This window comes from Aquabacterium sp. J223 (assembly GCF_024666615.1).
In the GTDB taxonomy this organism is placed as follows: Bacteria; Pseudomonadota; Gammaproteobacteria; order Burkholderiales; family Burkholderiaceae_C; genus J223.
In genome coordinates this window covers 139,787-160,960 of sequence record NZ_CP088297.1, presented here as the reverse complement: position 1 = coordinate 160,960, position 21,174 = coordinate 139,787, and the positions used below count along the sequence as shown (strand labels likewise).

Sequence of the window (21,174 nt, the reverse complement as noted above, 5' to 3'; positions counted from 1 at the left end):
GTCATCGTCTGTGTGAAAGCGCCGGCAGGCGGCTGCGCACGTCGGCCAGCCGCGTGCGGTCCAGGGTCGCCAGCACCACGCCCTCGCCCTCGTCCTTCGACGCCAGCACCTCGCCCCAGGGGTCGGCGATCAGGCTGTGGCCGAAGGTGCGGCGGCCGTTCTCGTGCAGGCCGCCCTGCGCCGGCGCGATCACGTAGCACTGGTTCTCCACCGCGCGGGCACGCAGCAGCAGTTCCCAGTGCGCGCGGCCGGTGGTGTGGGTGAAGGCCGACGGCACGGCCAGCAGGTCGCAGGGCGGCGTCATCAGCGCGCGGTACAGCTCGGGGAAGCGCAGGTCGTAGCACACCGACAGGCCGACCCGCCAGCCGCCGGCGTCGAAGGCCACCGGCTCGGTGCCGGGCTCCAGCACCCGGCCCTCGTCGTAGCGCTCGCCGGCGTGCTCGAAGCGGAACAGGTGCAGCTTGTCGTAGCGCGCCACCGGCCGGCCCTCGGGGTCGAACACCAGCGAGGCGTTGCGCACCCGGTCGGCCGCCGCGCCGCGGATCGGCAGCGTGCCGCCGATGAGCCACAGCCCGTGGCGGCGCGCCTGGTCGGCGAGGAAGTCCTGGATCGGGCCGCGGCCCGGCGCCTCGGCGATCGCCAGCTTGTCGTCGTCGCGCTGGCCCATCAGGCAGAAGTACTCGGGCAGCGCGGCCAGCCGCGCGCCCTGCGCCGCGGCCTCGGCGAGCAGCCGCTCGGCGGCCTCCAGGTTGCGTGCCACGTCGGGCGTGGAGACCATCTGCAGGGCGGCGATCTTCATCGTGTGTTCTCGCTGACGGGAGGCGGGCGGTCGGTGTCCGCGCCGGCATCTTCGCCCCGGCGCGCCACCCGGTCCACCTTGGGGTCGTCCCAGCTGCCGTGGATGTGGAACTCGCGGGTGCCGGCGGCCATGAGCGGGCGGCGCAGCAGCCATTGCGCCATGAAGGTGCCCAGGCCGACGGCCGGGTTGATCACCGCATAGGCCAGCGACGCGGTGCCGGCGTTGATCTCGGGCACCACCACCACGCGCAGGTCCTGCGTCTCGCGGTCCAGGTCGGCCTGTCCCTCCATCAGCACCGCGGCCTGCACGCCGCGCATGCGCAGGTTGTTGGTGCTGGCCACGCCGCGTTCGATCTTCACGTCGCCGTCGACCTTGTCGAAGGCGAAACCCTGCTGGAACAGGTCGCGGAAGTCCAGCGTCAGCCGCCGCGGCAGCGACTGCAGGCTGAGCACGCCGAGCAGCCGCGCCGCGCCCGGGCCGGCCTTGAGGAACTGGCCGTTCTCCAGCGTCAGCTGCAGGCTGCCGTCCAGGCTGGGCAGGTCCAGCGCCAGCGGCGTGCCGTTCCAGCCGGCCTGGCCCTGCAGCCGGCCCTTGCCGCCGCGCAGCGCGTCCTCGACGCCCAGGCGCTTGAGCAGGCCGCCGGCGTCGGTGATGTCGAGCGTGAAGTCCAGCGCCACCCGGCGGCGGGCGGCACTGCCTGCGGGCAGCCAGTGGCCGCTGCCGGTGAGCCGCCCCTCGGGGTTGGCGAGGGTGAAGCGCGCCATCCAGTCGGCGCCCGCGCCGGCCGCCACGTCGGCGGCGCGGTTGCTGGCGTCGATCTGCAGCCGGCCCAGCGACAGCCCGTGCAGCTCGAAGTCGTCGACCACCACGTCCAGCGCCGGCAGGCTGCGCGGCGTCGCCGCGGGGGTCGCCGACGCGGTGCCGGGCGCCTGGGCGTCCGACTCGTTCAGCGCCAGGCGCGACAGGCGGGCGCTGAGGCGACCGCCGGTGGCCGCGGCCCCGGTGCCCGGCGGCCGGTACTCGACCGTGCCGGCGGCCTGCGCGGCGCTGCCGGTGAGCCGCCAGCCGCCGTCGGGCAGGGGGGCCAGGCTGGCGTTCAGCCGGTCGAGCTGACGGCCGCCGCCGACCAGCGTGCCCAGCCGTAGGTTGACCTGCCGTGGCAGCCAGGCGGCGGCCTCGCCGGCCGCGGTGCTGCCCGCGACGCCCGCCGGGGCGCCGCCTGCCGGCAGCAGCCGGTCCAGCGCCGCGGACCAGGCGTCGACGTCCAGCCGGGGCAGGGTGACCGCCGCCACCCCGCCGGGCTGGGCGGCCGGCAGCGGCTCGCCGACGGCGAAGGCGCTGCGCAGCACCGGCTGCGCGGCCTTCGGGTCGCGCTGCACCAACGCCTGCGCCACCGTGCCGAGGTCGACGCGCAGCGTCTCGCGCGCGCTGGCCGCGCCGGCCGCCGCCTCGGGCGCCAGCACCGTCTGCACGCGCAGCGGCAGCGTGGCCTCGGCGCGCTTGCCGAGCGGGGCGGGCAGGTCCAGCGCCAGGCCGGCCAGCGTGCTCGTCAGGCTGAACTCGGGCAGGCCGCGCAGCACGTTGAGCTGCAGCCGGTAGGCGGTCTGTCCGCTGGCCACCGCGCCGAGGCGCTGCAGCACCGGCAGCTCGCCGGCACGGCGCAGGCCGTCGGCGGTGGCGGTGCCCTGGCCGACGAAGCGCAGGCCGCCGTCGGCGGTGCTGCCGCCCTCGAACGTCACGTCGCCGCCGAGCGCCCGCGCCGACGCACCGACGACGCTGAACCCCTTGTGCGTGAAGTCCACCCGGCCGCGGGCCTGGCTGAACACCGGCGACTCGGGCACCGGCCGCAGCTCGTTGCCGGCCAGCGCGAGGCTGCCCTTGACGGTGCTGCGGTCGAGGTCGTCCAGCGGCAGCGCCAGCGCCAGGTTGAGCGTGGCCGGACCGCCGGCGGTCGCGCCCTTCAGCGCCTGGCCGCTCCAGTCCGCGAGCGGCGTGCTGTTGACGTAGCGCAGCAGGTCGGCGAGCGGCCCCCGGACCTGGCCCTCGACCTCCAGCACCGGGTGCGGGTCCAGCCGGCGGATCAGGCCCTTCACCGGCTTCAGCTCCAGCCCCCCACAGCCGCGCGGCGGCGTTGCGGATCTCCAGGCTTTCGCGGTCGAAGACCAGCTCGCCGGACAGCCGCTGGAAGGGCGGCCATGGCAGCGCAGCGCCCGGGGCGTCGGTCGGCACGTAGGCCAGCGTCACGTCGCTGACCCGGGCCTCGATGCGGAAGTCGCCCTCGCGCGGGTCGGCGAAGGGAAAGCGCGCCAGCGGCCCGCGCAGGCGCAGCGTGGCGCCGTCGATCCGGCCCGACTGCACCGCTTGCGCCACGTACTGGCGGGCGTCGGCCACACCCAGCGGCAGGTAGCGGGCGACCGCCTCGGCCCGCGCCTGGTTCAGGCGGCCGTCGAGCTGCAGCCAGCCGGGGCCGTGCGCCTCCTTCCCGCCGCTGGCCAGCACCGGGTTGCGCCAGGTGCCGCTGAACTCGGCGCTGAGGTCGTCGTTGGCGATGCGCGCCTGGCGCAGCCGCAGCTCGATGCCGGGCGGCCCCCCGGGCCGGCGCTCCAGCCGCCAGTCGAGGTCGGCGCCGACGCGCTGCAGCGCCACCCGCTCGGGCGCGAACACCCCGGGCAGGCTGATGCTGCCGTCGTCGACCCGCAGGCGGGCCTCGCCGCCGCGTTCGTTGGCCTTCAGCTCCAGGTCGACCCCTTCCAGCCCCGGGCGGCCGAAGTCGCCGGCCTGGGCGGCGGGCGCCGAGGTCAGCCCCAGGCCCTGCAGGCGGCCCTGCACCTGGTAGCGCAGCGGCGCCTCGGGCGGACCGTCCCAGCGCAGCTGAAGGCCCTGCGCCTCGCCCTGCGGTCGCCAGTCCGCCAGGCGCTGCACCAGCGCGTCGCCCAGCGGCAGGCGGTCGGCCAGTTCGGCCAGCACGGGCAGCGCCAGCCGGTCGGCGCTGGCCTCGCCGGCCAGCGGCTGGCCGGGCTTCTGCCGCCAGCCGACGCTGAACCGGCTGCTCGGCCACTGCAGCCCCTCGTCGGTGGAAAAGGACAGGTCCTGGCCCGCCAGCCGGGCCCCGTCGTCGGTCTGCTGCGCGCTGAAGCGGCCCTGCACGCCCTGCAGGCCGAGCGGTCTCGCGGCCCCCGGCCACTGCAGCGCCAGGCGGTGCAGCGCCAGGTCCACGGTGATGCCGCGCGGCTCGCCGCGCACGACGTCGAGCCAGGCCCGCAACGCGCCGTCGCCCTCGATCAGCCGGAAGGGCAGGTACGGCGCCAGCGGCGCGAGGTCGGCCTGCGGCAGCTCGGCGTGCACGGTGCCGTTCCAACGCCGCCAGTCGCCGGGCGCCGTCCACAGCGGCTGCTGGAAGGCCGCGCGCACGGTGAAGCGCTCGCCGAAGCCGGCGGGCGAGGCGTCCAGCCGCAGCCGGTGCGAGCGCAAGCGGTTGCGCAGCACCAGGTCCACGTTGTCGAGGGCCAGCGGCGCGGCGCCCGGCGTCGCGGCGTCCTCCCATTGCAGCCGGCCGCGGCGCACCACCACCTCGTGCTGGTCGAACAGCCAGTCGGCGGCGGCGTTGCCGTCCTCGCCGGCGCCGCCCTGCAGCGGCAGGCCGGCCACCCACCAGCGGCCGTCGGCGTCGCGCCGCAGCGCCAGCTCGGGGTCCTCCAGCAGCAGCTGTTCGAACTGCAGCCGCCACGACCACAGCAGGTGCCACAGCCCGCGGGCGGACAGCGCCGCCGTCACCTGCGGCAGACGCAGCGCCGGCTGGCGGTCGCGGTCGTACAGGCGCACGTCGCGCAGCGTCAGCACCGGCACCCAGCCGGCGGCGGTGACCTCGATCCGGCCGATGGCCACCGGCACGCCGAGCGCGGCCGCGGCACGGGTCTCCACCTGGGGTCGCCAGTCGTCGATGCGGGGCAGAATGCCCCAGTACAGCGTCAGCCAGCCGAGCAGCAGTACGCTCCAGACCAACGCGACGACCGACAGCGCCAACTGCAGCGCCAGGCGGGCGCCGCGGAAGGCCCAGGCAGGCGGCCGCAGGGCGGAGAGCGTCATGCGGCGTGCGCCCCGGCGAGGCGCTGGGGCCGTGGGCGGGAGCGGTGGCGCTGCAACAGGGGCTTCAAGATCTTGGATCGCGTGCCGAACACCGGCCAGAGACACTAGCACGAGCGCCTGGCGCCCCATGAGTTCCCTTCCAGCACCGGTCATCCACGCGGAGGCGGCCCACAGCCGCTTCGTGCAGCGCATCCGCCGGCGCTATCCCGACGAACTGACCTGGCTGCCGCCGGGCCTGCCCGACCGGGCGGCGATGGAGGCGCTGGTCGAGCGCCTGCTGGCCGCCGGCCGCCCGGTGGCCAGCGCGCTGCGGGTGGCGCGGCAGGTGGTGATCGAACGCCTGGCGGTGCTGGACGTCGAGCAGGGCGCGCCGATGGAGGCGGTGACGCAGGCCGTCACCACGCTGGCCGAGGTGGCGCTGGAACGGGCGCTGGCGGTCGCCCGCGCCGAGGCCGACGCGCTGCACGGCCCGCCCCGAACCGCCGACGGCCGGCCGATCGATTTCTGGATCGTCGGCATGGGCAAGCTGGGCGGGCGCGAGCTGAACGTGTCCTCCGACATCGACCTGGTCTACGTCTACGAGGACGATGGCCAGTGCACCGGGCCGCGGCCGCTGACGGCGCACGAATACTTCACCAACGTCGCCAAGCGGCTGTACGTGCTGGTCGGCGAGACCACCGAGGACGGCTTCGTCTTCCGCGTCGATCTGGCGCTGCGGCCGAACGGCAACTCCGGCCCGCCGGTGGTCAGCCTGGCCATGTTGGAGGAGTACCTGCTGGTGCAGGGCCGCGAATGGGAGCGCTTCGCCTGGCTGAAGAGCCGGGTGGTCGCGCCGCGCGAGTCGGTCGCCAGCGGCCGGGCGATGCAGCTGCGCGCGCTGGTGGCGCCGTTCGTCTACCGGCGCTACCTCGACTACGGGGTGTTCGAGGGCCTGCGTCAGCTGCACGCCAGGATCCGCGAGGAGGCGCAGCGCCGCGCCGCCGGGCGGCCCGAGCGGGCCAACGACGTCAAGCTGTCGCGTGGCGGCATCCGCGAGATCGAGTTCATCGTCCAGTTGCTGCTGGTGGTGCGCGGCGGGCAGTTCCCCGAACTGCGCACCCGCTCCACGCTGAAGGGCCTGGCGCGGCTGACGGCCCAGGGCCTGATGGCGCCGGCCACCGCCGGGCGGCTGGCCGAGGCCTACACCTTCCTGCGGCAGGTGGAGCACCGCATCCAGTACCTCGACGACCAGCAGACCCACCTGCTGCCGGCCGACGACGGCGACCTGCGCTGGATCGCCCAGAGCCTGGGCCTGCCGCCCTGCCGCGAGGACGCCTGCGCGCTGCTGGAGCGTTTCGGCGAGGTGCGCGAGTTCGTCGCCACCGAGTTCGACGCGTTGCTGCATGACGGCCGCGGCCCGGTGCAGGGCGGCTGCCGCAAGGGCCAGTGCGGCGGCCCGCCGCCGATGGTGGACAGCGAGGCCTTCATCAACCGCCTGCCGCCGGCGCTGGCCGAACGCGTGCGGCCCTGGGTCGACCACCCCAAGGTGCAGGCGCTGCGCGAGGAGAGCAAGCAGCGCCTGGCCCGGCTGGTGCACCGGGTGGGCGAGGACGTGGCCCACGGCCGCTGCAGCGACGAGGCGGCCGGCCGCTTCATCGACTGGCTGCAGCCGCTGCTGCGCCGCGAGAGTTACCTGGCGCTGCTGCTGGAGCGGCCCGAGGTGCTGGGCCGGCTGCTGCGGCTGCTCGACCTGGCGCGCTGGCCGGCGCAGTACCTGATGCGGCACCCCGGCGTGATCGACGAACTGGCCGACCCGCGCCTGCTACACGGCCGCTTCGACCGGGCGGTGTTCCTGGCCGACCTGGACACCCGCCACGCCGCCTGGCTGCGCGCCGGCGAGGCCGACGAGGGCCTGCTGCTCGACGCCCTGCGCCAGGCGCACCACGCCGAGGTCTTCCGCACGCTGGTGCGCGACGTGGAGGGCGACCTGACCGTCGAGCAGGTGGCCGACGAGCTGTCGGCCCTGGCCGACGCGGTGCTCGACTGCGCGCTGCGCTGGGCCTGGGGGCACCTCAAGCTGCGCCACCGCGAGCAGCCGCGCTTCGCCGTCATCGCCTACGGCAAGCTGGGCGGCAAGGAGCTGGGCTACGGCAGCGACCTCGACCTGGTCTTCCTCTACGACGACGACGACGAGCGGGCGGCCGAGGTCTACGCCGCCTTCGTGCGCAAGCTGATCAACTGGCTGACGTTGCGCACCGCCGCCGGCGAGCTGTTCGACATCGACACGGCGCTGCGGCCGAACGGCAACTCCGGCCTGCTGGTGACCTCGCTGCAGGCCTTCGAGCGCTACCAGGCGGGCCGCGGCAGCAACACCGCCTGGACCTGGGAGCACCAGGCCATCACCCGCGCCCGCTGGTGCGCCGGCGACGCGGCATTGGCGCCGCGCTTCGAGGCCGTGCGCCGCCAGGTGATGGCGGCGCCGCGCGACCGCGCCGCCCTGCTCGACGAGGTGCGGCAGATGCGCGAGAAGGTGCGCGCCGGCCGCCCGGTGCCCGCCGGCCGCTTCGACGTCAAGCACAGCCCGGGCGGGATGATGGATGCCGAGTTCGCGGTGCAGGCGCTTGCGCTCACCGAGTCGTCGGGTCACCCGGCGCTGCTCGACAACGTCGGCAACATCGCGCTGCTCAAGCGTGCCGAGGACGCGGGCCTGCTGCCGTCGGGCGTCGGCGTGGCGGCCGGCGACGCCTACCGCGCCCTGCGCCGGGCGCAGCACCGTGCCCGCCTGGACGAGCGGCCGACGCAGTTCGAGCCCGCCGAGTTCGTCGAGGCGCGCGAGGCGGTGCTGGCCCTGTGGCGCGCGGTCTTCTCCGGCGGCTGAGCGGGCCGGGCGGCGGCGGTCGGGCGTGGTCCTGCCTGGCCACGCTGCTGGCGGCGGGGGCGTTCGCCGACGCGTTCTGGCCGGCGCACGACGCCCTGGCGTGGCGCCCGGCCGCCTGGCACCAGCCCTGGCGCTGGTGGTCGGCGGCGTGGGTCCACTTCAGCGACCGGCACCTGGCCGCCAACCTGGCCGGCACGCTGGTGGTGGGCGCCCTCGGCCTGGCCGCGCGGCTGCCTCGGCGCAGCACGCTGGCCTGGGCGCTGGCCTGGCCGCTCACCCACCTGGCGCTGCTCGCACGGCCGGACCTCGTGCTGTATGGCGGCCTGTCCGGCGTGCTGCACGCCGGCGTGGCGGCGGCGGTGGTGCCGCTGCTGCGCCGCCCGGGCCGTGACCGTGCGGTGGGCGCCGCCGTGCTGGCCGGCCTGCTGGTGAAACTGGCCCTGGAACGGCCGTGGGGCCCGGCGACCCTCCGCGCCGACGGCTGGGACATCGCCCTCGCGCCGGCGGCGCATGCGGCCGGCGCGGCCGCGGGCCTGCTCTGCGCGGTCCTGGCCGAAGCGGCCCGAGGCGCGTTCAGCGCACCAACACCGGGCGGGGCACACTCGCCGGGATGAACCGAGCCGCCGCCGCCCGTCCTGCCGTCGACCGCCCTTCGGACCGCCCCACCGACCGCCGCAGCCGGCTCGACGCCGTCGCCGTGCTCTGCCTGCTGCTGTGCTGCGGGCTGTGGGGCGTGAACCAGGTGACCGCCAAGGTGGCGCTGACCGAGTTCCCGCCGCTGTGGCAGGCCGCGTCGCGGTCGGCGGTGGCGGCGCTGTGCCTGATGGGCTGGATGCGCTGGCGCGGCGTGGCGCTGCGGCCGCCGACGGCCACGCTGGGCGCCGGCCTGCTGGTGGGGGGCGCTGTTCGCCGCCGAGTTCGCCTGCATCTTCGTCGGCCTGCAGTACACCGGCGCGTCGCGCATGGTCGTCTTCATCTACCTGGCGCCCTTCGTGGTGGCGCTGGGCATGCCGTTCGTCGCCCGCGGCGAGCGGCTGGCGGGGTGGCAGTGGGTGGGGCTGGTGCTGGCCTTCGCCGGCGTCGGTTGGGCCTTCTCGGAGGGCTTCCGGTCGCCGGCCAACGGGCCGCGGCAGTGGTGGGGTGATGCGCTGGGCGTGGCGGGCGCGCTGCTCTGGGGCGCCACCACGCTGGCGGTCCGCGCCAGCCGCCTGTCCCAGGCCCCGGCCGAGCAGACGCTGCTGTACCAGCTGGTGGTGTCCGGGGTGCTGCTGGCCGGTCTGGCGCTCGCGGTCGGAGAGCCGTGGCCGCAGCGGCTCGGCCCGGCGGCGGCTTCAGCCTTCGCCTTCCAGGCGGTGGTCATCACCTTCGCCAGCTACCTGCTGTGGTTCTGGCTGGTGCGCCACTACCCGGCCACGCTGCTGTCGGCCTTCACACTGCTGACGCCGGTGGCGGGACTGGCGTCGGGCGTGCTGCTACTGGACGAGCCGCTCACCAGCCGCCTGCTGGCCGCCATGGCGGCGGTGGCGGTGGGCATCGCGGTGGTCAGCCTGACCGGCCGCCGCCGCTGACCGGCGTCAGGCCGCGGCGGGGGCGCCGCCGTTCTCGCCGAGGCGGCGGGTGATTTCCTTGCGGTAGCGGTTGAGCTCCTGGACGCTGGCGAAGCTGCGCTCCATCAGCAGGCTCAGGTTGTGCAGGATGCGCTCGACCACCTTGTTCTCCCACACGGCGTCGAACTGGATCTGCTTGTCGAGCCAGTCCTCCAGCCAGGTCGGGTCCGGCAGCCGGCTCTGGATGGTGTCGCGCGGGAACAGCTTCTCGTTGACGTGCAGGTTGGTCGGGTGCAGCGCCTGCGCCGTGCGGCGGGCGCTGGCCATCAGCACGCCGACCTTGGTGAAGGCCGCGCGCGCCTCGTCGCCGAACTTCTGCATCGCGCGCTTCATGTAGCGCAGGTAGGCGCCGCCGTGGCGAGCCTCGTCGCGGGCCAGCGTCTCGTAGATGGCCTTGATGACCGGCTCGGTGTGCCATTCGGCCGCGCGCCGGTACCAGTGGTTGAGCCGGATCTCGCCGCAGAAGTGCAGCATCAGCGTCTCCAGCGCGGGCGCCGGGTCGAACTCGAAGCGCACCTCGTGCAGCTCGGCCTCGGTGGGCACCAGGTCGGGCCGGAAGCGCTTGAGGTACTCCATCAGCACCAGCGAGTGCTTCTGCTCCTCGAAGAACCAGACGCTCATGAACGCCGAGAAGTCGCTGTCGTCCTTGTTGTCGCGCAGGAACATCTCCGTGGCCGGCAGCGCCGCCCACTCGGTGATGGCGTTCATCTTGATGGTCTGCGCCTGCTCCTCGCTGAGGCGGCTGGCGTCGAAGCGGTCCCAGGGGATGTCGCGCTCCATGTTCCAGCGCACCGCCTCGAGCTGCTTGAAGAGTTCCGGATAAAGCATGGTGATCCTTGGAGAGGGGCGGATTCTAGGAGGGCGAGGTGACGTGCCCACGACAGTCCGGCCATCCCCGTGCCCGGTCGGCTGTGCAAATTGCAGCAAGACGTGCGGTGGCGCCGGCCGGTGGTTGTACGGCCGCGGGACCGGTCCGGATGACCGGCGCTGCCGGGGCGCCGCAGCGGAACTCGCTTGCGGAAGGCGGCTCCAAACGCCACGGGCACACCGGTTGCCGAGAGGTTGCAGAGTCACCTGGTCTCTGAACCACTTTTTGCCTGCTGCGCAGCCTTCCGTCCCGGTTGAAATCCCAGAGCGTTTCTCCTCCTCCCTCCCTCCCTCCCTCCTTCGTTCTGGGGCGCTGCGCGGCGTCTTTCTTCTCCGAGGCCGATCCCCACCGGGTCGGCCTTTTTCATGGGCCGCCGTCGGCCGCCTCCAGCCGGTCGCACAGGGCCAGCAGGTCGGGCAGCGCGGTGGGGCTGCCCGGCCCGGCGCGGTCGATCCAGACCGCCTGCAGTCCGGCGGCCCGGGCGCCTTCGACATCGAGGGCGACGTCGTCGCCCACGTGCAGCACCGCGGCCGGCGGCAGGCTCAGGCGGCGGCAGGCCGCCTCGAAGATGGCGCGGTGCGGCTTGGCCGCGCCGACCTCGCGCGCGTTCACCGTGCCGACGAACCAGCGGTCGATGCCGACCCGCGCCAGGTCGGCATTGCCGTTGGTGACCGCCAGCAGCGGCCGTCGCGCCGACAGCCGGGCCAGCGCGGGCGGCACGTCCTCGTAGAGCTCGACCCGGTTGCGCTCGGCGAAGAACACCTCGAAGGCCGGTTCGGCCAGCGCCTCGTCCTCGCCGGCCGATACGAGCGCCCGGCGCAGCGTTTCCCGGCGCAGGGCGGTGAGGTCGTGCAGCCGGTGCGGCCAGTCCGCGTGCACGGCGGCGCGCAGGGCGGCCATCGCGTCGGGACCCTGGGCCGCGGTGCGCGGCGCGTGTTCGGCCAGCCAGGCCCACAGCGCCGCTTCGGCCCGCCGCAGCGGCGGCATGACCGGCCACAGCGTGTCGTCCAGGTCCAGCGTGACCGCCCGGACCCGCGCCCAGTCGATCACCGCAGCCAGCCCTTGCGGCGGAAGTAGAGGAAGGGCGCCGCCACCGAGGCGGCCATCAGCGCCAGCGCGAAGGGATAACCCAGCGACCAGTCCAGCTCCGGCATGGCCCGGAAGTTCATGCCGTAGATGCTGGCGATCAGCGTCGGCGGCAGCAGCGCCACCGACGCCACCGAGAAGATCTTGATGATCTTGTTCTGGTTGATGTTGATGAAGCCGACGGTGGCGTCCATCAGGAAGTTGATCTTGTCGAAGAGGAACGCGGTGTGCGAGTCGAGCGAGTCGATGTCGCGCAGGATCTGCCGGGCCTCCTCGAACTGCTCGGCGTTGAGCATGCGGCTGCGCATCATGAAGCTCACCGCGCGCCGGGTGTCCATCACGTTGCGGCGGATGCGGCCGTTCAGGTCCTCCTCGCGGGCCACCGCGGCCAGCACCTCGCTGGCGGTCTGGTCGCTCACCTCCTGCTTGAGCACCCGCGCGCTGACCTTCTCCAGCGCGACGTAGATGCCCTCCAGCGCGTCGGCCGAGTACTCGGCGTCGGCGTCGTAGAGCTTCAGCAGCACGTCCTTGGCGTCCTCGATCAGCGCCGGGATGCGGCGCGCCCGCAGCCGCAGCAGCCGGAACACCGGCAGGTCCTCCTCGTGGACGGAGAACAGCACCCTGCGGTGCAGGATGAAGGCCACCCGCACGTTGCGCGGCGTCTCGTCGTCGTCGATGAGGAAGTCGGAGCGGATGTGCAGCTCGCCGTTGTCCTCCTCGTAGAAGCGGGCCGACTCCTCCAGGTCGTCGTCGACGATGTCGTCGGGGATGACGAGGCCGAAGCGGCGGGCGACCCAGGCCTTCTCCTGCGGCGTCGGCGCCTCCAGGTCCACCCACACCGGTTCGCGTTCGGGGGCGTCGGCCAGCAGTTCGTCGTCCTGGAGCGCGCGGCCGCTCAGGCGGCCCTGCTCCAGCGTGAAGACATTGATCATCGGATCTCCGGCCACGGCCCGCTTGCAGCGGCCGTGCGGTACCGCGTTCAGGCGGCAGGGACAACGGGCGGGGGCGAGGGGGAACCGTCTCGCTCCGCCGGCGCGAGGCCGCCGGGTGGGGCGGCCGTCAGGCGCAGTCGCGGGAGCGGACGGTCACCGAGGGTGACTCTGGTCCACGGAGGTCTCCGGCATCACAACCGCGGGATTATGCCTCCCGCCCCCGGCGGTCGTGGCCTTCCGCGCCCCCGCCGAACGGGCTTTCGCCGGCGCCTGTCACGCGCTTCGCAGCGCGGTCGTAAGGCCCGGTCACGGCGGCTTGTCACACGGGTGTCGGACGTGCACACTGGCCCGGACGGCTCGCAACAGGCGGCACCCCCCGCCGCCCTGACTGCAACGCCGCCCGGTGGCCTCCAACCGTCGCCGGTCGTCCGTTCTCGCGGTGGTGAGCCGTCTTCCACGAGTCTTCGTGAAAGGAAATCCGATGAACCTGACCATCAGCGGACACCACCTCGACGTGACGCCCGCCCTGCGCGACTACGTGCTCAGCAAGCTGGACCGCGTGACAAGGCACTTCGACCAGGTGGTCGACATCAACGTCTTGCTACGCGTCGAGAAGATGAAGGAGAAGGAACGTCGCCAGAAGGCCGAAGTCACCGTCCACGTGAAGGGGCGCGACATCTTCGTGGAGCAGGCCCACGAGGACCTCTACGCCGCCATCGACCAGCTGATGGACAAGCTCGACCGGCAGGTGTGCCGGCACAAGGACCGGGTGCAGGACCACCACCACGCCGCCGCCAAGCGGCTCGACCTGCTGAACTGACGCGCCGATCCGGCGCCACGGCGGCCGCCGACGGCCGGCCTCTTTCGGGACGTTGCGCCCGACCGCTCCGGCAGGAGCAACAGCGGCCCCACGGGGGCCGCTTCTGTTTGGCGGCCACGCCGAGGTGGCGTTCCCGCCACATCCCCGGGTCGCGGGCATGCCCCCTGCCCGTTGGTGCTGGTCACGAGGGACGGGCTTCCTATAATCGTTTTCCCCCCATGCGTCCCATCCCCTTCCCGATGGAGCGCTGACGCAAGGACGTCCACATGAACCGTCTCGCCGCCATCCTGCCCGCCGGCAACGTGCTGGTGAACGTGGAAGCCACGAGCAAGAAGCGCGCATTCGAGCAGGCGGGCCTGGTGTTCGAGAACCAGCACGCGATCGCGCGGGCCTCGGTCACCGACAACCTCTTCGCGCGCGAGCGCCTCGGCTCCACCGGCCTGGGGCACGGCGTCGCCATCCCGCACGGGCGCATCAAGGGGTTGAAGAACCCGCTGGCGGCGGTGCTGCGGGTCCAGCACCCGATCCCCTTCGACGCGCCCGACGACGAGCCGGTGGACCTGCTGATCTTCCTGCTGGTGCCCGAGGCGGCCACGCAGCGCCACCTGGAGATCCTCTCCGAGATCGCCGAGCTGCTGAGCGATCGGGCGCTGCGCGAGCGGCTGCGCGTCGAGACCGACGCGGCGGTGGTGCACAAGCTGATCTCCGACTGGGAGCCGTTGAAATCCGTCGCTTGAGGGTGACTGGGCCGTCCCTCTGGGACCGGCCGCAACGCGGCCAGGAGCGGTCGCGCTCGGTGAGGGACGTGCGATCCGGGTCACCCGGTCGCTCGTCGGGCCCCCATGCGGGGCGGCCGGCCAACGGACGCGGGCCGACATGAAACCCACCTCCATCAGCGCGGAGGCGTTGTTCGAAGCCCACCGCGAGGCGCTGCACTGGGAGTGGATCGCCGGCCACGCCTACCCCGAGCGTCGGTTCGACGACGCGGCGGTGCTCAACGCGCGTTCGGCGGCCGACTTGGTCGGCTACCTCAACTACATCCACCCCTACCGGGTGCAGCTGGTCGGCTCGCGCGAGGTGGCCTACCTCAACCGCGACGCGCCGGAGGACCAGGAGCGGCGCATCTCGCGCATCGTCACGCTGGAGCCGCCGGTGCTCATCGTCGCCGACGGCGCCACGCCGCCGGACCGGCTGGTGGCGATGTGCGACCGCGCCGACATCCCGCTGTTCGTCACCGCCGAGTCGGCCGGCCACGTCATCGACGTGGTGCGCGGCTACCTCGGCCAGCTGTTCGCCGACCGCACGACGCGGCATGGCGTGTTCATGGACATCCTCGGCCTGGGCGTGCTGCTCACCGGCGAATCGGGCCTGGGCAAGAGCGAGCTCGGGCTGGAACTGATCTCGCGCGGCCACGGCCTGGTGGCCGACGACGCGGTGGACCTCTACCGCGTCTCGCAGACTTCGCTGGAAGGCCGCTGTCCCGAGCTGCTGATGAACCTGCTGGAGGTGCGGGGCATCGGCCTGCTGGACATCAAGGCCATCTTCGGCGAGACCGCGGTGCGGCGGAAGATGCGGCTCAAGCTCATCGTGCACCTGGTGCGCAAGGAGACCCTGGACCGCGAGTTCGAGCGCCTGCCCTACGAGCCGCTGTACGAGGAGATCCTCGACGTGCCGGTGCGCAAGGCCATCATCGCCGTCGACGCCGGCCGCAACCTGGCGGTGCTGGTCGAGGCGGCGGTGCGCAACACGATCCTGCAGCTGCGCGGCATCGACACCTACCGGGAGTTCATCCAGCGCCACCAGCGGGCGATGGAACGCGGCGACGGCTGAGGCGACCGGCGCCGCGAGCGGCTAGCCGTGCCGGTGCGGGCAGTCCTTCTTCGTGCACACGGCGTACAGCGACAACGCGTGCTCGCGCAGGTCGAAGCCGCGGCGCAGCGCCACCTCGTGCTGGCGCGCCTCGATCTCCGCGTCGTAGAACTCCTCGACCCGGCCGCAGGTCACGCAGACGAGGTGGTCGTGGTGCTGGCCTTCGTTGAGCTCGAACACCGACTTGCCGGACTCGAAGTGGCTGCGCGACAGCAGCCCCGCCTGCTCGAACTGCATCAGCACCCGGTAGACGGTGGCCAGGCCGATGTCGGCGCCCTCGTGCATCAGCGCCTTGAACACGTCCTCGGCCGTCATGTGGCGCTGGTCGCTGCGCTGAAAGACCTCGAGGATCTTCAGGCGTGGCAGCGTCGCCTTCAGGCCGCTGCTCTTCAGGTCGTCGGCGTGGCTCATGGGAACGTCGAGCGGTCGGAGGTGGGCAGGTACAGCGGTCGAGGCGGCCGCCGAGGGGCCACCGTAGAATGATTCGATCATAGTCGGATCCGCCCATGCACCGTCCTGATCTCCACGGCCAACGGCCCGCCGGTGCCATCGGCCTGAGCCGGCAAGCGTCTGCCGTCGCGCTGGCCGGCCTGCTGCTGGCGCTGGCCGGCTGCAGCTCCGCGCCGACCGACCGCGTGCTCGGCCTGCTGACGCCGTACCGCGTCGACATCGTGCAGGGCAACGTGGTCACGCAGGAGCAGATCGCGGCGGTGCGCCCCGGCATGTCCAGGCTGCAGGTGCGCGACGTGCTCGGCTCGCCGCTACTGACCGACCCCTTCCACGCCGACCGCTGGGACTACGTCTTCACCATCCGCCGGCCGGGCGCCGAGCCGCAGCGCCGCCACATCGTGCTGCAGTTCGACGGCGAGACGCTGAAGACGGTGGAGGCGCCGCCGCTGCCCACCGAACGCGAGTTCGTCACCTCCATCACCCCGCAGCGCTTCCTCAACCCGAAGGTGCCGCCGCTGGAGCTGACCGAGGAGCGCCGGCAGGCGCTGCCCAAGCCGCCCGCCGCGGCCGGCGCCGCGCCGTCGCCCGAAGCGCCGCAGGGCCCCGCCCGCGAGTACCCGCCGCTGGAGCCGCGGCGGTGAGCGGTGCTGCGCTGGACATCGCCATCGTCGGCGCGGGCGGCCGCATGGGCCGCATGTTGATCGAGGCGGTGCTGCAGGCGCCGGACACCCGGCTGGCCGGTGCGCTCGACCGCCCCGACAGCCCCGCCCTCGGGCAGGACGCCGCCGCCTTCCTCGGCCAGGCCAGCGGCGTCACGGTCACCTCCGACCTCGACGCCGGCCTGCGCGGCGCCGACGTGCTGATCGACTTCACCCGCCCCGAGGGCACGCTGGCGCACCTGGCCGCCTGCCGCCGCCACGGCGTCAAGGCGGTCATCGGCACCACCGGGTTCACCGACGCGCAGAAGGCCGAGATCTCGGCCCATGCGGAGCAGCTGGCCGTCGTCATGGCGCCCAACATGAGCGTCGGCGTCAACGTCACCCTCAAGCTGCTGCAGATGGCGGCCAAGGCCTTCAGCCACGGCTACGACATCGAGGTCATCGAGGCGCACCACCGCCACAAGGTCGACGCGCCCAGCGGCACCGCGCTGAAGATGGGCGAGGTGGTGGCCGAGGCGTTGGGCCGCGACCTGAAGGACTGCGCGGTCTACGCCCGCGAGGGCGTCACCGGCGAACGCGACCCGTCGACCATCGGCTTCGCCACCATCCGCGGCGGCGACATCGTCGGCGACCACACCGTGCTGTTCGCCGGCATCGGCGAGCGCATCGAGATCACGCACAAGAGCTCCAGCCGGGCGACCTATGCGCAGGGCAGCCTGCGCGCCGCGCGGCTTCCTCGCCGGCCGCGATCGCGGCCTGTTCGGCATGGACGACGTGCTCGGACTCTGAGCCAGACGTGATGCTCCCACGCTCATTGGCGTTCGCTGCCCCCCGAGGGGGCGCTCAGGGCCCTCGGGCGGCCGGGCGGCCCTGAGGGATGGACGGTCTCGCCCGGTTCTGGGACGCCAGCGACGCCATCGGCCGCACGGTGGCGCTGCTGCTGCTGGCGATGTCGGTGGCCGGCTGGGTGGTGATCCTGTGGAAGGCCTGGGTGCTGAAGCGCGCCGGCCGCGACGTCGAGCGGTCGGTGGCCGCGTTCTGGGGCGCCGCGTCCTTCCGCGACGGGCAGTCCCGGCTGCGCGCGCTGGACCGCGAGCGGCTGGTCGAGCCGCTGGTGCTGGCCGCCGCCCACACCCCGGCCGAGGGCACGCTGGCGCGCGAGGGCGACGCCGGCGCCCAGCTCACTCGGCAGCTGCGCGACGCCCTGCACCAGGCGCTGGCGCCGCTGCACAGCGGCCAGGTGCTGCTGGCCTCCATCGGCAGCACGGCGCCCTTCATCGGTCTCTTCGGCACCGTCTGGGGCATCTACCACGCGCTGATGAGCATCGCCGCGGCCGGCAGCGTGACCATCGACAAGGTCTCCGGCCCGGTGGGCGAGGCGCTGGTGATGACCGCCGCCGGCCTGGCGGTGGCCATCCCCGCGGTGCTGGCCTACAACGTGTTCGGGCAGCGCATCGCCGCCTGCGAGGCCGCGCTGGAGGGCTTCGCCCACGACCTGCGCGAATGGGTGCTCGGCCGCGCCGCGGCACCGGTCGCCGGCTGACGACGCATGGCCTTCGGCCGCCTGCCGCGCCGCCCCGGCGCACAACCGATGAGCGAGATCAACATGACGCCGCTCATCGACGTCATGCTGGTGCTGCTGGTCATCTTCATCATCACCGCGCCGCTGATGGGATCGAGCCTGAAGCTGGACCTGCCCAGCGCCGAGGGGGCGACGCCGGTGCAGGCGCCGTCCACCGTGCTGCTGGCGGTCGACGCCCAGGGCCGGGTGTTCCTCGGCGACGAGCCGCTGCTGCCCGACAACGTCGCCCACCGGCTGGCCGCGGTGGCACGCGCCAACCCGGAGGCCGAGGTGCAGCTGCGGGCCGACAAGGCCGTGCCCTACGGCCAGGTGGCCACGCTCATCGGTCAGATCCAGCAGGCGGGGCTGAACCGCATCGGCTTCGTCGCGGACCCGCCGGCCAAGTAGCGACCGGCCGCGGCGAGGCGGCTTCATACAATCGCCCGATGAAGGAAAAGTACGCTCCCGCCGAGGTGGAGTCGGCCGCGCAGGCGCACTGGAACGCCCGTGACGCCTACCGCGTCACCGAGGACGCGACCCGTCCCAAGTTCTACGCCTGCTCCATGCTGCCCTACCCCAGCGGCAAGCTGCACATGGGGCATGTGCGCAACTACACCATCAACGACATGCTCGCGCGCCAGCTGCGCATGAAGGGCATGAACGTGCTGATGCCCATGGGCTGGGACGCCTTCGGCCTGCCGGCCGAGAACGCGGCGATGAAGAACAAGGTGCCGCCGGCGAAGTGGACCTACGAGAACATCGCCCACATGAAGGGCCAGATGCAGGCCATGGGCCTGGCCATCGACTGGTCGCGCGAGGTCGCCACCTGCAGCCCGCAGTACTACAAGTGGAACCAGTGGCTGTTCCTGAAGATGCTGGAAGCGGGCATCGCCGAGCGCCGCACGCAGGTCGTCAACTGGGACCCGGTGGACCAGACGGTGCTGGCCAACGAGCAGGTCATCGACGGCCGTGGCTGGCGCTCCGGCGCGCCGGTGGAAAAGCGCGAGATCCCCGGCTACTACCTGAAGATCACCCGGTACGCCGAGGAACTGCTGCACCACGTGCAGCACGGCCTGCCCGGCTGGCCGGAGCGGGTGAAGCTGATGCAGGAGAACTGGATCGGCAAGAGCGAGGGCGTGCGCTTCGCCTTCCCGCACGACATCCGCGACGCGACGGGCCGGTTGATCCAGGACGGACGGCTCTACGTCTTCACCACGCGCGCCGACACCATCATGGGCGTCACCTTCTGCGCGGTGGCGCCGGAGCACCCGCTGGCCACGCACGCCGCGGCGACGAACGCCGACCTCGCCGCCTTCATCGAGGACTGCAAGAAGGGCGGCACCACCGAAGCCGAACTGGCGCTGAGGGAGAAGGAAGGCCGCCCCACCGGCCTGTTCGTCCACCACCCGCTGACCGGCGAGCCGGTCGAGGTCTGGGTCGGCAACTACGTCCTCATGGGCTACGGCGACGGCGCGGTCATGGGCGTGCCGGCGCACGACGAACGCGACTTCGCGTTCGCGAAGAAGTACGGGCTGCCGATCAAGCCGGTGGTGGCGGTCGAGGGCGAGACCTTCTCCACCGACGCCTGGGCCGACTGGTACGGCGACAAGCAGCGCGGGCGCTGCGTGAACTCCGGCGTGCTCGACGGCCTGGCGTACAAGCCGGCGGTCGACAAGGTGGCCGAGCTGCTGGCGGCCAAGGGCCTGGGCGAGAAGAAGACCACCTGGCGCCTGCGCGACTGGGGCATCAGCCGCCAGCGCTACTGGGGCACGCCCATCCCCATCATCCACTGCGACGCCTGCGGCGCCGTGCCCGTGCCGGAGCGCGACCTGCCGGTGGTGCTGCCCGAGGACCTGATCCCCGACGGGTCCGGCAACCCGCTGAACAAGTGCGAGGCCTTCCTGAAGGTCGCTTGCCCCCAGTGCGGCAGGCCCGCGCGGCGGGAAACCGACACCATGGACACCTTCGTCGACTCGTCCTGGTACTTCATGCGGTACTGCGACGCCCGCGACGACCAGCGCATGGTCGGCGACGGCACGCGGTACTGGATGCCGATGGACCAGTACATCGGCGGCATCGAGCACGCCATCCTGCACCTGCTGTACGCGCGCTTCTGGACCAAGGTGATGCGCGACCTCAAGCTGGTCGAGGTCGACGAACCCTTCACCCGCCTGCTGACGCAGGGCATGGTGCTCAACCACATCTACTCGCGCCGCACCCCGGCCGGCGGCATCGACTACTTCTGGCCGCACGACGTCGAGAACGTGCTCGACGAGCACGGCCGCATCACCGGCGCGACGCTCAAGCGCGACGGCAGCGCGGTCGACTACGAGGGCATCGGCACGATGTCCAAGTCGAAGAACAACGGCGTCGACCCGCAGGCGCTGATCGACCAGTACGGTGCCGACACCGCCCGCCTCTTCGTCATGTTCGCCTCGCCGCCGGAGCAGACGCTGGAGTGGAACGACCAGGGCGTCGAGGGTGCCCACCGCTTCCTCAAGCGCGTCTGGTCGTTCGGCCACAAGCACGCGGCGCTGCTGAAGGAGGGCGGCGCCCTGCCCGCCGCGCCCGACGCCGCCGCCAAGGCCCTGCGCCGCGAGGTGCACCAGGTGCTGCGCCAGGTCAGCCACGACTACGAGCGCATGCAGTACAACACCGTCGTCTCCGGCGCGATGAAGCTGCTCAACGCGCTGGAGGGCTTCAAACCCGACGGCAGCGCCGGCGCGGCCCCGGTGCTGCGCGAGGGCTTCTCGGTGCTGCTGCGCGCGCTGTACCCCGCCTGCCCGCACATCACCCATGCGCTGTGGGCCGAACTGGGCTACGAGGCCGAGCTGGGCGACCTGCTCGACGCGCCCTGGCCGGCGGTCGACGAGGCCGCGCTGCAGCAGGACGAGGTCGAGCTGGTGCTGCAGGTCAACGGCAAGCACCGCGGCAGCGTCACCGTGCCCGCCGGGGCCGACAAGGCGGCCATCGAGGCCGCGGCCCTGGCCAGTCCCGAGGTGCTCCGCTTCGCCGAGGGCCGGCCACCGAAGAAGGTGATCGTGGTGCCGGGCCGGCTGGTCAACGTGGTCGCCTGATGCGCACGGCCTTGCCGCGCCGCGGTCTGCTGGCGGTCCTGGCGGCGGCCGGCGCGCTCGCCGGCTGCGGCTTCCAGCTGCGGCGGGCGCCCGACCTTGCGGTCACGCGCATCCACCTGTCCGGCTTCGCCGGCCGCTCCACGATGGCGGCCGAACTGCAGCGGCAGGCCGGCAGCGCCATCGCCTGGGTGCCCGCGCCCGAGCAGTCGCAGGTGGTGGTGCACGCCTTCACCGACCGCCGAGAGCGGGTGGTGGTGGCCATCGCCTCCGCCGGCCAGGTGCGCGAGCTGCAGCTGCGCGTGCGGCTGGTCTACGAACTGCGCAGCCCGGCCGGCGCCGAGGTGCTGCCGCGCACCGAGCTGCTGCAGCGCCGCGACATGAGCTTCAGCGAGACCGACGCCCTGGCCAAGGAGCAGGAGGAGCAGGAGCTCTACCGCGCCATGGAGGCCGACATCGCGGCCCAGCTGCTGCGCCGGCTGGCCGCGGTGCGGCCCTGACCGGAA

17 protein-coding genes and 2 pseudogenes are annotated in these 21,174 nt (G+C 73.1%); 12 read left to right on the top strand and 7 right to left on the bottom strand.

Features of this window, described 5'->3' with window-relative positions:
- Nucleotide 1: 1 nt before the first annotated feature.
- From LRS07_RS00690 to LRS07_RS22405, 3 genes and pseudogenes are all read right to left on the bottom strand, one after another.
- On the bottom strand, nucleotides 2-799 hold the full coding sequence (locus LRS07_RS00690; protein ID WP_260500133.1) for a carbon-nitrogen hydrolase family protein: 798 nt from the start codon (nucleotides 797-799) through the stop codon (nucleotides 2-4).
- Nucleotides 796-2,892, bottom strand: a complete 2,097-nt coding sequence (locus LRS07_RS00685; RefSeq protein ID WP_509909125.1) for a YhdP family phospholipid transporter — start codon at nucleotides 2,890-2,892, stop codon at nucleotides 796-798. The genes LRS07_RS00690 and LRS07_RS00685 overlap by 4 nt, the downstream gene beginning before the upstream one ends.
- A gap of 79 nt (nucleotides 2,893-2,971) precedes the next feature.
- A pseudogene (locus LRS07_RS22405) lies at nucleotides 2,972-4,885 on the bottom strand (YhdP family phospholipid transporter); the annotation flags it as partial.
- A gap of 127 nt (nucleotides 4,886-5,012) precedes the next feature.
- Between LRS07_RS22405 and glnE the strand changes: the two are divergent.
- The 3 genes from glnE to LRS07_RS00665 all read left to right on the top strand — a co-directional run bounded on the left by glnE (nucleotide 5,013) and on the right by LRS07_RS00665 (nucleotide 9,310).
- Nucleotides 5,013-7,742: a bifunctional [glutamate--ammonia ligase]-adenylyl-L-tyrosine phosphorylase/[glutamate--ammonia-ligase] adenylyltransferase gene (glnE, locus tag LRS07_RS00675; RefSeq protein ID WP_260500131.1), complete on the top strand. Its 2,730-nt coding sequence runs from the start codon at nucleotides 5,013-5,015 to the stop codon at nucleotides 7,740-7,742.
- Complete coding sequence (gene rrtA, locus LRS07_RS00670) at nucleotides 7,715-8,356, top strand: rhombosortase (protein ID WP_260500130.1); 642 nt, start codon at nucleotides 7,715-7,717, stop codon at nucleotides 8,354-8,356. Before glnE ends, rrtA begins: the two co-directional genes overlap by 28 nt.
- Before the next feature lie 348 nt (nucleotides 8,357-8,704).
- Nucleotides 8,705-9,310, top strand: coding sequence for a DMT family transporter (locus LRS07_RS00665; protein WP_260500129.1), 606 nt, complete (start codon nucleotides 8,705-8,707; stop codon nucleotides 9,308-9,310).
- Nucleotides 9,311-9,316: 6 nt separating this feature from the next.
- Here LRS07_RS00665 and LRS07_RS00660 read toward each other — a convergent pair whose 3' ends face one another.
- The 3 genes from LRS07_RS00660 to corA all read right to left on the bottom strand — a co-directional run bounded on the left by LRS07_RS00660 (nucleotide 9,317) and on the right by corA (nucleotide 12,235).
- A complete protein-coding gene (locus LRS07_RS00660) occupies nucleotides 9,317-10,177 on the bottom strand; it encodes a ferritin family protein (RefSeq protein WP_260500128.1) in 861 nt (286 codons plus the stop codon).
- Nucleotides 10,178-10,580: 403 nt separating this feature from the next.
- Nucleotides 10,581-11,267, bottom strand: coding sequence for an HAD family hydrolase (locus tag LRS07_RS00655; RefSeq protein ID WP_260500127.1), 687 nt, complete (start codon nucleotides 11,265-11,267; stop codon nucleotides 10,581-10,583).
- On the bottom strand, nucleotides 11,264-12,235 hold the full coding sequence (gene corA, locus LRS07_RS00650; protein WP_260500126.1) for a magnesium/cobalt transporter CorA: 972 nt from the start codon (nucleotides 12,233-12,235) through the stop codon (nucleotides 11,264-11,266). The genes LRS07_RS00655 and corA overlap by 4 nt, the downstream gene beginning before the upstream one ends.
- Before the next feature lie 481 nt (nucleotides 12,236-12,716).
- On the opposite strand from corA, the gene hpf reads away from it, so the two are divergent.
- The 3 genes from hpf to hprK all read left to right on the top strand — a co-directional run bounded on the left by hpf (nucleotide 12,717) and on the right by hprK (nucleotide 14,885).
- Nucleotides 12,717-13,055, top strand: coding sequence for a ribosome hibernation-promoting factor, HPF/YfiA family (gene hpf / locus LRS07_RS00645; protein ID WP_260500125.1), 339 nt, complete (start codon nucleotides 12,717-12,719; stop codon nucleotides 13,053-13,055).
- A gap of 266 nt (nucleotides 13,056-13,321) precedes the next feature.
- A complete protein-coding gene (locus LRS07_RS00640) occupies nucleotides 13,322-13,792 on the top strand; it encodes a PTS sugar transporter subunit IIA (RefSeq protein WP_260500124.1) in 471 nt (156 codons plus the stop codon).
- A 139-nt stretch (nucleotides 13,793-13,931) separates the two neighbouring features.
- Nucleotides 13,932-14,885, top strand: coding sequence for an HPr(Ser) kinase/phosphatase (gene hprK, locus LRS07_RS00635; RefSeq protein ID WP_260500123.1), 954 nt, complete (start codon nucleotides 13,932-13,934; stop codon nucleotides 14,883-14,885).
- A gap of 21 nt (nucleotides 14,886-14,906) precedes the next feature.
- On the opposite strand, the gene fur is transcribed toward hprK, so the two are convergent.
- Entirely contained in the window at nucleotides 14,907-15,335 is a 429-nt protein-coding gene (gene fur / locus LRS07_RS00630) for a ferric iron uptake transcriptional regulator (RefSeq protein WP_260500122.1), read from the bottom strand.
- A gap of 95 nt (nucleotides 15,336-15,430) precedes the next feature.
- Between fur and LRS07_RS00625 the strand changes: the two genes are divergently transcribed.
- From LRS07_RS00625 to LRS07_RS00600, 6 genes and pseudogenes are all read left to right on the top strand, one after another.
- On the top strand, nucleotides 15,431-16,015 hold the full coding sequence (locus LRS07_RS00625; RefSeq protein ID WP_260500120.1) for an outer membrane protein assembly factor BamE: 585 nt from the start codon (nucleotides 15,431-15,433) through the stop codon (nucleotides 16,013-16,015).
- 44 nt (nucleotides 16,016-16,059) lie between these two features.
- Nucleotides 16,060-16,822 (top strand): annotated as a pseudogene (gene dapB, locus LRS07_RS00620) (4-hydroxy-tetrahydrodipicolinate reductase).
- 88 nt (nucleotides 16,823-16,910) lie between these two features.
- Complete coding sequence (locus tag LRS07_RS00615) at nucleotides 16,911-17,576, top strand: MotA/TolQ/ExbB proton channel family protein (RefSeq protein WP_260500119.1); 666 nt, start codon at nucleotides 16,911-16,913, stop codon at nucleotides 17,574-17,576.
- A 6-nt stretch (nucleotides 17,577-17,582) separates the two neighbouring features.
- Nucleotides 17,583-18,002 carry an ExbD/TolR family protein gene (locus LRS07_RS00610; RefSeq protein ID WP_260500118.1) on the top strand — a complete coding sequence of 140 codons (420 nt, stop codon included), beginning with the start codon at nucleotides 17,583-17,585 and terminating at the stop codon, nucleotides 18,000-18,002.
- A 38-nt stretch (nucleotides 18,003-18,040) separates the two neighbouring features.
- On the top strand, nucleotides 18,041-20,671 hold the full coding sequence (gene leuS, locus LRS07_RS00605) for a leucine--tRNA ligase (protein WP_260500117.1): 2,631 nt from the start codon (nucleotides 18,041-18,043) through the stop codon (nucleotides 20,669-20,671).
- Entirely contained in the window at nucleotides 20,671-21,168 is a 498-nt protein-coding gene (locus LRS07_RS00600; protein WP_260500116.1) for an LPS-assembly lipoprotein LptE, read from the top strand. Before leuS ends, LRS07_RS00600 begins: the two co-directional genes overlap by 1 nt.
- Nucleotides 21,169-21,174 lie beyond the last annotated feature (6 nt).